14 protein-coding genes are annotated in these 14,630 nt (G+C 70.1%); 1 reads left to right on the forward strand and 13 read right to left on the reverse strand.

Features of this window, described 5'->3' with window-relative positions:
* Positions 1-4 precede the first annotated feature (4 nt).
* From M2165_RS04165 to M2165_RS04175, 3 genes are all read right to left on the reverse strand, one after another.
* Positions 5-2,071, reverse strand: coding sequence for a carbon starvation CstA family protein (locus tag M2165_RS04165; protein WP_280813421.1), 2,067 nt, complete (start codon positions 2,069-2,071; stop codon positions 5-7).
* Between the two features lie 142 nt (positions 2,072-2,213).
* On the reverse strand, positions 2,214-2,642 hold the full coding sequence (locus M2165_RS04170; RefSeq protein WP_280813422.1) for a hypothetical protein: 429 nt from the start codon (positions 2,640-2,642) through the stop codon (positions 2,214-2,216).
* Between the two features lie 59 nt (positions 2,643-2,701).
* Complete coding sequence (locus M2165_RS04175) at positions 2,702-3,184, reverse strand: C40 family peptidase (RefSeq protein ID WP_280813423.1); 483 nt, start codon at positions 3,182-3,184, stop codon at positions 2,702-2,704.
* A 102-nt stretch (positions 3,185-3,286) separates the two neighbouring features.
* On the opposite strand from M2165_RS04175, the gene M2165_RS04180 reads away from it, so the two are divergent.
* The gene (locus M2165_RS04180) at positions 3,287-3,892 is read left to right on the forward strand and encodes a DUF4329 domain-containing protein (protein ID WP_280813424.1); all 606 of its coding nucleotides are present in this window, start codon (positions 3,287-3,289) and stop codon (positions 3,890-3,892) included.
* On the opposite strand, the gene M2165_RS04185 is transcribed toward M2165_RS04180, so the two are convergent.
* The 10 genes from M2165_RS04185 to urtB form a co-directional block, all read right to left on the reverse strand.
* Positions 3,870-4,496 (reverse strand): DUF938 domain-containing protein, encoded by a 627-nt coding sequence (locus M2165_RS04185; protein ID WP_280813425.1) that lies wholly within the window; start codon positions 4,494-4,496, stop codon positions 3,870-3,872. The two genes, M2165_RS04180 and M2165_RS04185, sit on opposite strands and share 23 nt — an antisense overlap.
* 4 nt (positions 4,497-4,500) lie before the next feature.
* Positions 4,501-5,157, reverse strand: coding sequence for a response regulator transcription factor (locus M2165_RS04190; RefSeq protein WP_280813426.1), 657 nt, complete (start codon positions 5,155-5,157; stop codon positions 4,501-4,503).
* Positions 5,158-5,163: 6 nt separating this feature from the next.
* On the reverse strand, positions 5,164-6,525 hold the full coding sequence (locus tag M2165_RS04195) for a cache domain-containing protein (RefSeq protein ID WP_280813427.1): 1,362 nt from the start codon (positions 6,523-6,525) through the stop codon (positions 5,164-5,166).
* 49 nt (positions 6,526-6,574) lie between these two features.
* Positions 6,575-7,513, reverse strand: coding sequence for a VTT domain-containing protein (locus M2165_RS04200; protein ID WP_280813428.1), 939 nt, complete (start codon positions 7,511-7,513; stop codon positions 6,575-6,577).
* Between the two features lie 70 nt (positions 7,514-7,583).
* A complete protein-coding gene (locus M2165_RS04205) occupies positions 7,584-8,594 on the reverse strand; it encodes an aldo/keto reductase (RefSeq protein WP_280813429.1) in 1,011 nt (336 codons plus the stop codon).
* A gap of 77 nt (positions 8,595-8,671) precedes the next feature.
* Positions 8,672-9,931 carry an MFS transporter gene (locus M2165_RS04210; protein WP_280813430.1) on the reverse strand — a complete coding sequence of 420 codons (1,260 nt, stop codon included), beginning with the start codon at positions 9,929-9,931 and terminating at the stop codon, positions 8,672-8,674.
* A gap of 141 nt (positions 9,932-10,072) precedes the next feature.
* Positions 10,073-10,765, reverse strand: coding sequence for an urea ABC transporter ATP-binding subunit UrtE (urtE, locus tag M2165_RS04215; RefSeq protein ID WP_280813431.1), 693 nt, complete (start codon positions 10,763-10,765; stop codon positions 10,073-10,075).
* A gap of 141 nt (positions 10,766-10,906) precedes the next feature.
* Positions 10,907-11,785, reverse strand: coding sequence for an urea ABC transporter ATP-binding protein UrtD (gene urtD, locus M2165_RS04220; protein ID WP_280813432.1), 879 nt, complete (start codon positions 11,783-11,785; stop codon positions 10,907-10,909).
* Positions 11,782-13,017: an urea ABC transporter permease subunit UrtC gene (gene urtC / locus M2165_RS04225; RefSeq protein WP_280813433.1), complete on the reverse strand. Its 1,236-nt coding sequence runs from the start codon at positions 13,015-13,017 to the stop codon at positions 11,782-11,784. Before urtC ends, urtD begins: the two co-directional genes overlap by 4 nt.
* Positions 13,014-14,561 carry an urea ABC transporter permease subunit UrtB gene (gene urtB / locus M2165_RS04230; RefSeq protein ID WP_280817464.1) on the reverse strand — a complete coding sequence of 516 codons (1,548 nt, stop codon included), beginning with the start codon at positions 14,559-14,561 and terminating at the stop codon, positions 13,014-13,016. Before urtB ends, urtC begins: the two co-directional genes overlap by 4 nt.
* Positions 14,562-14,630 lie beyond the last annotated feature (69 nt).

Genomic DNA, 14,630 nt, shown 5'->3' on the forward strand with positions numbered 1-14,630 from the left:
GGCCTCAGCGCGCCGCCGATGCGGCGACGGGTTCGAACGGCGTCTCGTGCGCGGTCGGCCGGTTGGCCGCGCGCGCCGCGAGGCAGGCCTTGATGCTGTAGACCAGCACGCTGAGCACCACGAACATGAAGAGCGCGCACAGCGCGGCATCGAGCCGGTCGTTGAAGACGATGCGCGACATCGCCTCCGGCGTCTTCGCGGGCGCCACGAGCACGCCGTTGGCCAGGCCCTCGGTGTACTTGGCCGCATGCGAGAGGAAGCCGATCTTCGGATCGCTCGAGAAGATCTTCTGCCAGCCGGCGGTGAGCGTGCAGGCCAGCAGCCACGCGGCCGGCGCGATCGCGACCCAGGCATAGCGCTCGCGCTTCATGCGGAACAGCACCACCACGCCGAGCAACAGCGCCACCGCGGCCAGCATCTGATTGGAGATGCCGAACAGCGGCCACAGCGTGTTGATGCCGCCGAGCGGATCGACCACGCCCTGGTAGAGGAAGTAGCCCCAGGCCGCCACGCACAGCGCGGTCGCGAACAGGTTGGCGGGCAGCGAGTCGGTGCGCTTGAGCGCGGGCACGAAGCTGCCGAGCAGGTCCTGCAGCATGAAGCGGCCCGCGCGCGTGCCGGCATCCACGGCCGTGAGGATGAAGAGCGCCTCGAACAGGATCGCGAAGTGGTACCAGAAGGCCATCATCGCGGGGCCGCCGATCACCTGGTGCAGGATGTGCGCCATGCCCACGGCCAGCGTGGGCGCGCCGCCCGCGCGGCCGAGGATGGTGGTCTCGCCCACGTCCTTCGCGGTCTGCATCAGCATCTCGGGCGTGACCACGAAGCCCCAGCCCGAGATGGTCTGCGCCGCCTGCTGCGCGGTGCTGCCCACGAGCGCGGCCGGGCTGTTCATCGCGAAGTAGATGCCCGGCTCGATGCACGAGGCCGCGACCAGCGCCATCACCGCGACGAAGGATTCCGCCAGCATGCCGCCGTAGCCGATGAAGCGCGCATGGCGTTCGTTGTCGAGCATCTTGGGCGTGGTGCCCGAGGAGATCAGCGCATGGAAGCCCGACACCGCGCCGCAGGCGATGGTGATGAAGAGGAACGGGAACATGCTGCCCGACCAGACCGGCCCGTTGCCGGCGGCGAACTGCGTGAGCGCGGGCATCTGCAGCGTCGGCATGACGAACACGATGCCGAGTGCGAGCGCGATGATGGTGCCGATCTTCAGGAAGGTCGAGAGGTAGTCGCGCGGCGCGAGCAGCAGCCACACCGGCAGGCTCGCGGCGACGAAGCCGTAGCCGACGAGCATCCAGGTCAGCGCCTTGCCGTCGAAGGTGAAGAGCGGCGCCCACTCGGGGTTCTGGCTCACGGCCTGGCCGCCGAAGATCGCGAGCATCAGCAGCACGAAGCCGATCAGCGAGACCTCGCCGATGCGCCCGGGCCGGATGTAGCGCAGGTACACGCCCATGAAGAGCGCCACCGGCACCGTGGCGGCGACGGTGAAGGTGCCCCACGGCGATTCGGCCAGCGCCTTGACCACGATCAGCGCCAGCACCGCGAGGATGATGATCATGATCATGAAGGTGCCGAACAGCGCGATCATGCCGGGCACCGCACCCATCTCCTGCTTGACCAGGTCGCCGAGCGAGCGGCCGTCGCGCCGCGTGGAGATGAACAGCACGATGAAGTCCTGCACCGCGCCGGCGAACACCACGCCCGCGAGCACCCACAGGAGCCCCGGCAGGTAGCCCATCTGCGCCGCGAGCACCGGGCCCACGAGCGGACCGGCGCCCGCGATGGCCGCGAAGTGGTGGCCGAACAGCACGTTCTTGTCGGTGGGCACGTAGTCGAGCCCGTCGTTGTGGCGGTGCGCCGGCGTCTTGCGATTCGCGTCCAGGCCCAGCACCTTGTCGGCGATGAAGAGGCTGTAGTAGCGGTAGGCGATCAGGTAGGTGCAGATCGCGGCGGTCACCACCCAGAGGGCGTTGACGCTTTCGCCGCGCGTGAGGGCGACGGTGGCCAGCGCGAACGCGCCGACCACGGCCACCACGAGCCACACCAGGTGGCGGCGGATGCTGTGCATGCGGGATGTCTCCTCGGGAATCGAAGCCCGGGAGTGTTGCGTGAGCGCGGGTCGCGCGCATCCGTCGGACCGCGCGGCCCGGCCGCGTGGCTTTGCGTAATGGAAAACCCTTAATCCGTGGCGCCGGGCGCGCCCGCCGAGGTCAGCGCACGGTCGACATCACGGTCGCGCGGCAGCGTGGCTGGTCGCGCGGCGCGAGCAGGTTGCAGTTGTCGAGCGCGCGCTGCTGCATGTCGCTGAGCCGCGGCGGCTCGCCGCGCGGGCCGTCGTCCCACTGGCGGTAGGCCGGCGGCGGCGGCGCGGCCCAGCGCTCGCGCCGTTCGTATTCGCGCCGCTGCTGCTCGCGCTCGTAGGCGCGCTGCTCTCTTTCGTAGGCACGCTGCTCGCGGCGGTCCTGGCGGCGCTCCTCGCGCTCGCGCTGCACGCGCCACATGCAGGTGTTGAAGTCCACGCCGGAGCGGCCGCTCGCGCAGTAGTGGCGGTCGCGCTCGTAGGCGTCGTAGTCGCGTTGCGCGAAGGCCGGAAGGCTGCTCGCGAGGCCCAGGATGGCAAGTACAAAAAATTTCTTCATGGCAGGTCTCCGCGGAGGTTCGGTCGCACCCGCGCAGCATGCCACACGCGCACGCGGCTTCAGAGTCTGCGCACCTGCACCGGCTGGCGCGACCAGTAGACGCCGTCGAGACGATCGAGCCGCACCTCGCCGCCCGTGGAGGGCGCATGCACGAACTGCCCGTCGCCCACATAGATGCCAGCATGCGACGGCGTGGCTGCACCGAACAGCACCAGATCGCCCGAGCGGATGTCGGACGCCGCCACCGGCCGGCCGAAGCCCGCGAGCCGCGCCACGGTGCGCGGCATCGCCTGGCCCGCGCTGTGGCGGTAGACGTAGCCGATCAGGCCGCTGCAGTCGAAGCCGCCCTCGGGCGTGTTGCCGCCGTAGCGGTACGGTGTGCCGACGAGGCCGAGCGCATGGATCGCGACGCCGTTCGACTGCTCGGCCGAAAGCGGCGAAGGCGGGTGCGAGGCCGGGGACGGCGGCAGCCGCGGACTGGCGCAGCCGAGCGCGAGAAGACAGGCCGCGAGGGCCAGGAGACGGGGTATCCAGAAGAGCATGGTGGTGCGAGGCTTGTGGACGTGGGCCCGACTGTAATGGAGGCGAGGTCTATCCAATCCGGCCGATGGCGTCGCCGGCGCGTGGCCGGCAGACTCGCGGGCATGGAAATCATCATCGCGCCGCCGCCGTTTCCCAAGCCGACCCAGCCCTTCGACACGCCCGAGGAAGCCGCACGCGCCGCGCTGCAGGCGCTGCTGCGGCAGTCGATCGCCAACCGCAACGAGTTCGGCGGCATGATCTGCAGGCGCGGCACCAAGTTCTATGTGTCGCACTTCACCATCGGCGAGCGCAACAAGGTCTACCCCGGCCACCGGGACGAGAACAAGGGCTGCATGCCGGTCGGCGCCAAGGCGGTGGCAGTGGCGTATTTCCACACCCATCCCAACGTCGCGGGCGCGGAGATGACGATGTTGCCCGACGAGTTCTCGAGCGACGACGTCGACGTGGCGAAGTCGGCCGGGATCGATGCCTACGTCGGCAGTGTTTCGGGGCTGTTCCTCAAGTACGACCGCGCGAGCGGCAAGACCTACATCGCGGGCGAATGCCTGCGCAACGCCGACAGCGGGCCGGTGCCGGACTGGAAGACGGTGAAGCAGGATCTCGAACTGAAGTACGAGTTCCTCTCGCCCTCGGCACCGCCGCCGCCGCCCAAGGTGAAACCCAAAGCCCCGGCGCAGCGCCCGCTCAAGATGCCGCCGCTTCGCTGAAGCCGAACACCAGCAGCAGGTTGTTCGCGGGCATGGCATGCCGCTCGCGCAGCGCCAGCCCTGCGCGGCGCGCCTCGGCGGCCACGTCCTCGAGGCGGCGCAGGCCCCAGGCGGGATCGCGTGCGCGCAGGTCGGCATCGAATGCGAGGTTGCCCGGCGCCGTGGGCACCGCATCCTCGAGATACGGCCCGTAGGTCACGAGCAGACCGCCCGCGCGCAGATGCCGCGCCGCGCCATGCATCAACCCTGCGCAGGCCGCCCACGGCGCGATGTGCAGCATGTTGGCGCAGTAGATCGCATCGAAGGCGTGCGCCGGCAGCGGCCATTCGGGCGCGGTCGCGTCGAGCTGAAGCGGTGCGCGCAGGTTCGGCAGCCCGGCGGCCTCGACGCGGCGCGCGAGCACGGGCAGCAGGCGCGCATCGGCTTCGGTCGGCTGCCAGTTCCATCGCGTCAGCGCGGCCGCGAACCACGCGGCATGCTGGCCCGTGCCCGCGGCGAGTTCGAGCGCGTCGCCGTGCGCCGGCAGCACGCGCGCGAGCACTTCGAGGATCGGCTGTTTGTTGCGCTCGGCGGCCGGGCTGGAGGGCAGCGGCGGATGCGTCATCGCTTCACTCGCCCGCGCCGAACTCGCGCGCATGCTCCACCGCGTACTTGATGAGCTCGGCCTGCCCCTCGATGCCGAGGCGGCGCTTGATGCTCTGGCGGTGCGCCTCGACCGTGCGCACGCTCAGCCCGAGTTCGCGCGCGATCTGCTTGCTCGATTCGCCGCGGCCGAGCGCGGCGAGGATCTCGCTCTCGCGCGGCGTGAGCAGCGGCCGCGGGGCCTGGTTGCGGAACAGCTTCTTCGACACCGCGGGGCTCAGGAAGGTGCCGCCCGCGGACACCGCCTCGATGGCCGCAACGATCTCGGCCGCGGGCGCATCCTTCAGCACGTAGCCGCGCGCGCCCGCCTGCAGCGCCTTCTGCACGTATTCGGGGTTGTCGTACATGCTCAGCATCACCACGTGCGGCGCAGGCTCGCAGCGCGCGAGCAGCAGCGCGGCCAGTTCGATGCCGTTCATGCCCTTCATGCCCACGTCCATCAGCACCAGGTCGGGCGCCAGCGTTCCGACCAGCGCCAGCGCCTCGTCGGCGCCGCCCGCCTCGCCGACGACCTCCAGCCCCGGCACGGCGCCGAGCCGCGCGCGCAGGCCGTCGCGCACCAGCGGATGGTCGTCGACCAGGAAGAGGCGGATCGAAGCGGCGGAGGGTGTGGCGTTCGTCATGGTCGGCTATGCGGCCCGCGCGCTCTGCGCCGGCACCTCGGCCACGATGGTGGTGCGGCCGCGCTGCGAGTGCACGCGCAGCATGCCGCCGATCGCCTCCACGCGCTCGCGCATGTTGCGCAGGCCGATGCCGTGGCGCGGATCGAGCTGCACCGCATCGACGTCGAAGCCCGCGCCGTCGTCGCCGATCTCGAGCCGCACGCCCTCCTCGGAGAAGCCGAGCGCGACGTGCACCTGCTGCGCCTGCGCATGCTTGCGCACGTTCGTGAGCGCCTCCTGCGTGACGCGGAACAGCGCCGTCTTGGCCTCGGGCGTGAGCTCGAAGGCCTCGCCCTCGACCATGATCGAGGCGCCGACCGGGCCCTCCTCGGCGAACTCGTCGACCTGCCGCGCGAGCGCGGCCGGCAGGCCCAGGGTGTCGAGCAGCGCGGGCCGCAGCCGGTGCGAGATGCGGCGCACCTCGAGCAGCGAGTCGTTGAGCCGCTGCAGCGCCTTGCCGAGCGCGGGCGGCGTGGGCTGCCGGCCGCGGTCGAGCGCGTCGACCGCCGACTCGATCAGCAGCTTGGCCGAGACCAGCGTCTGGCTCGTGCCGTCATGAAGCTCGCGCGCGAGGTGGCCGCGCTCCTCTTCCTGCGACTGCACCACGCGGCGCGCGAGCAGTCGCAGCTTGGCCTCGGCCACGCGGTGCTCGCTGAGGTTGAGCAGCAGCCCGGTGGCGCTCACCACGCCGAGGCACAGCGCCGCGATGCCCGCGATCCACAGCAGCGTGGTCGTGACGTTGGCGCTCATCTGCCGGTCGAGCGCGCGCATGGTGGCTTCGATGTCGTCGAGGTAGAGGCCAGTGCCGACCATCCAGTTCCAGCGCGGCAGCGAAGTCACGTAGCCGAGCTTGGCCGTCATCTGATCGCTCGAGGGCTTGCGCCATTCGTACTCGACGTAGCCGCCGCCCGCGCGCGCGCCGGCGATCAGGTCCTGGATCGTGAAGCGGCCGTGCGAATCGCGCATTTCCCAGAGCTTCTGCCCCACCAGCTCGGGCTGGCGCGAATGCATCAGCGAGCGGCCCTCCATGTCGTAGACGAAGAAGTAGCCGTCGTCGCCGTAGTCGAGCGCCGCCAGCCGGCGCAGCGCCTCGCTGCGGGTCTCCTCGTCGTCCTGCCCCGCGTCGTAGAGCGGGCGCACGGTGCTCACGGCCAGGTCGACGTAGCTGCGCAGTTCGCTGCGGCGCTGGTCCATGTAGCTCTTCTCGATCAGCGCCCGCTCGCGCCGTGCGAGGTCGTGCTCCTGGTGCCGCACGGCCAGCGCCACCAGCACCAGCGCCACCACGAGCGGTGCGACGGCCAGCGCGACGATCTTGGTGCGGAGGTTCATGGAGGCGGAAGACTACCACCGGCCCGTGGGCGGCCCGCCCACGCCTTCCTCAGTGCAGGCTCGTCGGATGCCCCGACGCCACCCACGCGTCGAGCCCGCCCGTGAGCGGCAGCGCGCGCCGCGCCCCGCGCGCGAGCAGCACGCGCGCGGCCAGCGCGGCCGAGACCTCGTTGGGGCAGTTGCAGTAGAGCACCACGTCGCGCATGCCGTCGAGCGGCAGGTCGAGCCGGCGCTGCTGCAGCGCCTTGAGGGTGTAAGGCAGGGCACCCGGGATGCGGCGCGGATCGACCTTCACGCCGGCCTCGCCGCGCACGTCGATGAGGATCGGCGGCGAATCGCTGGCCAGCAGCCGGTGCAGCTCGTCGACGGTGATGCGCGGCATGCCCGTGAGCCGCATGAAGGCGCGGCGGCGCCAGTAGCGCACCGCCAGCGCCACCAGCAGCACCACCACGAGCGCCGCGGTCGCGATGCCGCCCGCCTGGGCCAGCATGGCGAGCACTTCCTGGATCTGGTCGCGGAAGACCCAGCCCAGGCCGAGGAACACGCCGGTCCAGATCAGCGCCGCGCCGGTGTCGTAGCCGATGAAGCGCGGCACCGACATGCCCAGCGCGCCAGCCATCGGCGGCGCGACCACCGAGACGCCCGGCACGAACTTCGCGGCCACCAGCGAGAGGCCGCCCCAGCGCGTGATGAGCGATTCGCCGCGCCGCACGCAGGAGTCGGGCGAGAGCGAAATGCGGCACAGGAGCCGCATGAAGCGGTAGCCGAAGCGGCGCCCGGCATAGAACCATGCGCCGTCGCCGAGCAGGTTGGCGAGCACCGCCGCCAGCACCACGCCCGCCACCGACACGTTGCCGGCCGCGAGCAGCGCGCCCGAGACCACCAGCACCGCGGCCGCGGGCACCGGCAGGCCGAGGCGCGCGGCGAAGCTGGCCGCGAACACGATCGCGATCGCGTTCTGCACCAGCAGCGACATCAGTTGTGCCATGGCCGGCGCGCCTGCCTGCGCGTGCGTGGTTGGGGGTCGGTTCCTGGGGAATGCACGTGGTGGCCGATGCCTATCGCGGCGCGTCGCCCTTGCGGTATTCGGCGGTCAGTTCGTCGAGCTTCTGCTTCAGCGCGGGATCGAGCCTGTATTCGGCCGCGGCCAATGTGGCGTCGAGCTGCTCGGGACGGCTGGCGCCGAGCAGCGGCGCGGTGATCAGCGGATTCGCCATCACCCACGCCACGGCCAGCGTGGCGAGCGGCACGCCGGCCTCGTCGGCGAGGCCATGCAGCTGCGCCACGGTGTTGAAGCTGCGTTCGTTCCAGTAGCGGTCCTGGTACATGCCGCCGGCCGTGCCCAGGGTGAAGCGGGTGTTCTGCTCGGGCGCCGACCCCGGTTTGTACTTGCCCGTCAGCAGGCCGCCCGCGAGCGGGTTGTAGGGGATCACGCCCAGGCCCTCCTCGGCCGCGAGCGGCAGCAGCTCGCGCTCGATCTCGCGGAACAGCAGGCTGTAGCGCGGCTGCACCGACACATAGCGCGTGAGCCGCAGCAGCTCGGCCTTGCCGAGTGCGCGCGCGAGCCGGTAGGCCAGGAAGTTGGAAACGCCCACGTAGCGCGCGCGGCCCGACCTGACGATCACGTCGAGCGCCTCGAGGCTTTCCTCGAGCGGCGTCTCGCGGTCGTCGCTGTGCAGCTGGTAGAGGTCGACGTGGTCGGTCTGCAGCCGCGCGAGCGAGGCGTCGATCGCGTCGAGCAGGTGCTTGCGCGAGGCGCCCTGGTCCCAGCTGTGCGGCCCGACCTTGCCCACCGCCTTGGTGGCGAGCACGAAGCGGCGGCGGCCCGAGAGACCCTGCTTCTGCAGCCAGCGGCCGATGATCTCCTCGGTGCGGCCGGTGGTCTCGACGGTGCCGCCGAGCGGGTAGACGTCGGCGGTGTCGAGAAAATTGATGCCGCCCTCGGCCGCCTTGTCGAGGATGCGGTGCGAGGTCGGCTCGTCGGTCTGCAGCCCGAAGGTCATGGTGCCGAGCGCAAGGCGCGAGACGGTCAGGCCGGTGCGGCCCAGGCGGGTGGTGGAAAGGCTCATGATGGAAGTCGCTCCGGGCGATGAAAGGGCGACGGCCATCATAGTCACCGCAGCACGAGGCTGCAGGCGCCGGCGATCTACGGGGTGCTGGTGGCGCGCCGGCCGGCGCCCGGCCGGGCGCTCGCGCGCGCACTCGCCACCGCCCAGCCGAAGATGCCCACGCCCGCGAGCGCCAGCAGCGCGCCGACCCAGCCGGTCGAGGTCCAGCCGAGGCCGGCCGCGATCGCCACGCCGCCGAGCCAGGCGCCGAGCGCGTTCGCCATGTTGAAGGCCGAGTGGTTGAGCGCGGCGGCGAGCGTCTGCGCGTCGCCGGCCACGTCCATCAGGCGGATCTGCAGCGCCGGGCCGATGGCGACGGTGGTGCCGATGAGGAACACGTTGAAGGCCGCGGTGAAGACGTTGTGCGCTGCGAAGGTGAAGGTCGCGAGCACCAGCGCCGCGTAGACCAGCAAGCCCCCGATGGTGCGCATCAGCGACTTGTCGGCCAGGCGCGAGCCCACGAGGTTGCCGGTGACCATGCCGAGCCCGAACAGCGCCAGCACGAAGGGCACGCCGCCGAGCGGCAGGCCGGCCACCTCGACCAGCGTGGGCTTGATGTAGCTGAACACCGAGAACATGCCGCCGAAGCCGATGGCGGCGATGCCGAGCGTGAACCAGACCTGCTTGCGCCTGAGCGCACCCAGTTCGCGCCACGGGCTGGCGCCCGCGGGCGGCGCCAGGTCGGGGATGTCGCGGCGCAGCAGCGCCACCGCGACCAGCGCGATGACGCCCACGAACACGAAGGCCGCGCGCCAGCCGAACAGCTGGCCGAGCCAGGCCGCGATCGGCACGCCCACCAGCGTGGCGCCCGTGAGGCCGAGCATCACCAGCCCCACGGCGCGTGCCCGGCGCCCGGGCGGCGCGAGCGTGGCGGCCACCAGCGCGGCGACGCCGAAGTAGGTGCCGTGCGGCAGGCCGGTCGCGAAGCGCAGCAGGTTCAGCGAGGTGTAGCCGGGCGCCATCGCGCTCGCGAAGTTGCCGGCGGCGAACACGGCCATCAGTGCGATCAGCAATGCGCGGCGGCGCCAGCCGGCCGCGAGCACCGCCAGCACCGGCGCGCCGATCACCACGCCGAGCGCATAGGCGCTGATCACGTGGCCGGCCTGCGGAATGCTGACCGCGATGTCGCTCGCGACCTCGGGCAGCAGGCCCATGATCACGAACTCGCCGGTGCCGATCGCGAAGCCGCCGACGCCCAGCGCCAGCACGGCGCGCAGGAAGTTGACCGGCGCGGCCGACGAAGGCGAGGCGGAAATGTCGGTGTCCGCGCGGTCCGGCGCGGGTGGGGAGGCGTTCACGGCCAGGCTCCTGGGAAGGTCGCCCGGCGGCGACGGGCAGCGGCCGATTTTAGGGTAAACCCTGAATTTGCGCCGATACGCGGATGCTGTCACCCCAGTACCCGGATGCGCCGCGGGCCGCCATCCGGCGGGCGGGGCCGGTCAGATCGCGACGAGCTGGCGCACGCCCTGCGCCTCCATGTCCTTGCCGAGTCCGCGCGCGATGATCTCGCCGCGTTCCATCACGAGGTAGTCGTCGGCGAGTTCCTGCGCGAAGTCGTAGTACTGCTCGCACAGCACGATCGCCATGTCGCCGCGGTCGGCCAGCATGCGGATCACGCGACCGATGTCCTTGATGATGCTCGGCTGGATGCCCTCGGTCGGCTCGTCGAGGATCAACAGCCGCGGCCCCGGCGCGAGCGCCCGCGCGATCGCGAGCTGCTGCTGCTGGCCGCCCGAGAGGTCGCCGCCGCGGCGGTGCAGCATCTGCCTGAGCACCGGAAACAGCTCGAACAGCTCGGCCGGGATCGGCGTGCTGCCGCGCTTGTAGGCGAGACCCATGCGCAGGTTCTCCTCGACCGTGAGCCGCGCGAAGATCTCGCGGCCCTGCGGCACGAAGCCGATGCCGGCGCGCGCGCGTTCGTACGGCGTGGCCTTGTGGATCGGCCGGCGTTCGAGCTCGATGCTGCCGCTCTTGATCGGCACCAGGCCCATGAGCGATTTCAACAGCGTGGTCTTGCCCACGCCGTTGCGGCCCAGCAGCACCGTGACCTTGCCGAGCCGCGCCTCGAAGCTCAGGTCGCGCAGGATGTGGGAGCCGCCGTAGTACTGATGGATGTTCTTGACTGTGAGCATGTGAATTCCCAAATCGGGCAGCCGAACGCAGAAGAAAGACAAAAACTACGCAGAGGTCGCAGAAGGAGCCAAGAAAATTTTGGCTTTCCTTCTGCGACTTCTGCGAAACCTTCGCGACCTCTGCGTTCGGCTGTCCGCTTTCTAGCGGCCCAGATAAACCTCGATCACCCGCTCGTCCGCCTGCACCTCGTCGAGCGTGCCCTGCGCGAGCACCGATCCGTCGCACAGCACGGTCACGATCTCGGAGATGGTGCGGATGAAGCTCATGTCGTGCTCCACCACCATCAGCGAGTGTTTGCCCTTGAGCGAAAGGAAGAGTTCGGCGGTGCGCGCGGTCTCCTCGTCGGTCATGCCGGCGACGGGCTCGTCGAGCAGCAGCAGCTTCGGGTCCTGCATCAGCAGCATGCCGATCTCGAGCCACTGCTTCTGGCCGTGGCTCAGGTTGCCCGCGAGCCGGTTCGCGGCGTCGGCGAGGTGGATGGTCTGGAGCACTTCGGCGAGCCGGTCGCTCTGCGCCGAGTCGAGGCGGAACAGCATCGAGGCGCGCACGCCCTTGTCGGTCTTGAGCGCGAGCTCGAGGTTCTCGAACACCGTCAGGTGCTCGAACACGGTCGGCTTCTGGAACTTGCGGCCGATGCCGAGCTGCGCGATCTCGGCCTCCTTGTGGCGCAGCAGGTCGATGGTGCTGCCGAAGAACACCGTGCCCTCGTCGGGCCGGGTCTTGCCGGTGATGATGTCCATCATCGTGGTCTTGCCCGCGCCGTTGGGGCCGATGATGCAGCGCAGCTCGCCCGGGGCGATGTCGAGCGAGAGCTTATTGATCGCCTTGAAGCCGTCGAAGCTCACGCTCACGTCTTCCAGGTAGAGGATGCGGCCGTGCGTGACGTCGACCTCGCCGGGCGTGGCGATGCGGCCGAAGCCGGCAGCACGGCCGCCCGATTCGGTGTTGCCGCTCGCGCCGTGCAGGCCCTTGGCGCGCGCCGCGCGCTCGGCGCCGGCTTCCATCAGGTCGGGCGTCATGCGCGGGCTCCCTTCACTTCGGCCGCCAGCGGCGCATGCAGCGACGCGGGCTCCATGCCCTGCGCGGCGGCGAGCGCGCGCTGCGCCTCCTCGCGGCCGGCACCCGGTGCGGCGGGTTCCGCCTTCTTCGCCTTCCCGCGCGAGAGCCATTGGCGCGCCAGCCCCACGATGCCGTTCGGCAGGAACAGCGTGACGGCGATGAACAGCGCGCCGAGGAAGTACAGCCAGTACTCGGGATAGGCCACCGTGAGCCAGCTCTTCGCGCCGTTGACGATGAAGGCGCCGAGGATCGGCCCGACCAGCGTGGCACGTCCGCCCACTGCGGCCCAGATCGCGATCTCGATCGAGTTGGCCGGGCTCATCTCGCCCGGGTTGATGATGCCGACCTGCGGCACGTAGAGCGCGCCCGCCACGCCGCACATCACGGCCGAGATCACCCAGATCGTGAGCTTGTACGGCAGCGGGTTGTAGCCCGAGAACATCACGCGCGACTCCGCGTCGCGGATCGCCTGCAGCACGCGGCCGAACTTGCTCGCGATCAGCCACTTCGCGAACAGGAAGAAGCCCAGCAGCGTGGCGCCCGTGAGCGCGAACAGCGTCATGCGCATCTGCTGCGTCGCGATCGGAATGCCGAGGATGCGCTTGAAGTCGGTGAAGCCGTTGTTGCCGCCGAAGCCGGTCTCGTTGCGGAAGAACAGCAGCATCGCCGCGAAGGTCAGCGCCTGCGTGATGATCGAGAAGTACACGCCCTTGATGCGCGAGCGGAAGGCGAAGAAGCCGAACACGAAGGCGATCAGCCCCGGAACCGCGACGATCAGCACCAGCGTGGCGACGAAGCTGTCGCTGAAGCTCCAGTGCCAGGGCAGCGTCTTCCAGTCGAGGAACACCATGAAGTCGGGCAGTTCGCTCTTGTAGTTGCCGTCGCGGCCGATCTGGCGCATGAGGTACATGCCCATCATGTAGCCGCCGAGCGCGAAGAAAAGCCCGTGGCCCAGCGAAAGGATGCCGGTGTAGCCCCAGATCAGGTCCATCGCGAGCGCGCAGATCGCGTAGCACATGATCTTGCCGACGAGCGCGACGGCGTAGTCGCTCATGTGCAGCGGGCTGCCCGCGGGCACCCAGATGTTGAGCACGGGCGCCACCGCGCAGACCACGATCAGCGCGACGAAGAAGGCCGTCCAGCCCTTGCCGCTCAGGAGCGGCCCTTTGGTTGGGAGTACGACCTTGCTCATGCCTCTGCGCTCCGGCCTTTCATGGCGAAGATGCCCTGGGGCCTCTTTTGAATGAAGATGATGATGAAGACCAGCACCGCGATCTTCGCGAGCACCGCGCCGGCCCAGCCTTCGATGAACTTGTTGAGGATGCCCAGGCCCAGCGCCGCGTACACCGTGCCCGCGAGCTGGCCCACGCCGCCCATCACGACCACCATGAAGCTGTCGACGATGTAGCTCTGGCCCAGGTCCGGACCGACGTTGCCGATCTGGCTCAGCGCGCAGCCCGCGAGACCCGCGATGCCCGAGCCAAGCGCGAAGGCGTAGGTGTCGATGCGCGCGGTGTTCACGCCCATGCACGAGGCGATCGGGCGGTTCTGCGTGACGCCGCGCACGAACAGGCCGAGGCGCGTGCGGCCGATCAGCCAGCCCATGGCGACGAGCACCAGCGCCGCGAAGACGATGATGCAGATGCGGTTCCACGGCAGCGTGACGTTGCTCAGCATGGTGAAGCCGCCGCTCATCCAGGCCGGGTTCTCCACGCCCACGTTCTGCGCGCCGAAGATCGAGCGCACCAGTTGCTGCAGCATCAGGCTGATGCCCCAGGTGGCGAGCAGCGTCTCCAGCGGCCGGCCGTAGAGGAAGCGGATCACGCCGCGCTCGAGCACCACGCCCACGAGGGCCGAGCTCAGGAAGGCGACCGGAATGGCCGCCACGAGGTACCAGCCGAACGCGGCCTCGGGCATGTAGCGCTGGAACAGGCCCTGCATCACGTAGGTGGCGTAGGCGCCGATCATCATCAGCTCGCCGTGCGCCATGTTGATCACGCCCATCAGGCCGTAGGTGATCGCGAGGCCGAGCGCGGCGAGCAGCAGCACCGAGCCCAGGCTCACGCCGCTGAAGACCGCGTTGATGCGGTCGCCCCAGACCAGCGCGCCGTCGATGCGCGCGATCGAGGCGGTGATCGCAGCCTTCACGTCGGCATCGGTCTCGTCGGCGAGGCGCTGGTTGAGCAGCAGCTTGGTGTCGGGGCTGCTGTGGGCGCCGAGCTCCTTCGCGGCCGCGAGGCGCCGCGCCTGGTCGGCGCTGCCGAGCAGGCTCGCCGCGCGCACGAGTTCGAGCCGCGCCCTGATGCCGGCATCGGTCTCGGCGGCCAGCGCCTTCTCGACCATCGGCAGGCGCGATTCGTCGGGCTCCTTGAACAGCGCCTGCGCCGCCTCGGCGCGCACCGCGGCGTCCTTGCTCGTGAGCTTGAGCGCAGCCTGCGCGGCATCGAGCGCGCCGCGCATCAGGTTGTTGTTGACCACGTCCTCGGCGTTGTCGGGCAGCGCGAGCGCCTCGCCGCTCACCGGGTCGTAGGCCTTGTCGTCCTTGATCACGAAGACCTTGTCTTCGGTGTACTTGACCGCGTCCTCGGACATGGCCTGGATGAAGGCCGCCGTCTTCTCGTCGGCCGTGAGCACGGCCTGGTTCAGCGCCGTGATGCGTGATTCGGAATCGCCCGAGGCGATGGCCTTGGCCTCGTCGGCGGTCAGTGCGTGGACAGGCGCCGCCAGCAGCAGCAGCAGCAGCGCCGTCGCGCAGGAGCAAATGGAGCGCAGTAGAAGTTGCACGGCGTTTTCTCATCCGGGAAA

Origin of the sequence: Variovorax sp. TBS-050B (genome assembly GCF_029893635.1) — a bacterium.
GTDB lineage: Bacteria > Pseudomonadota > Gammaproteobacteria > Burkholderiales > Burkholderiaceae_C > Variovorax.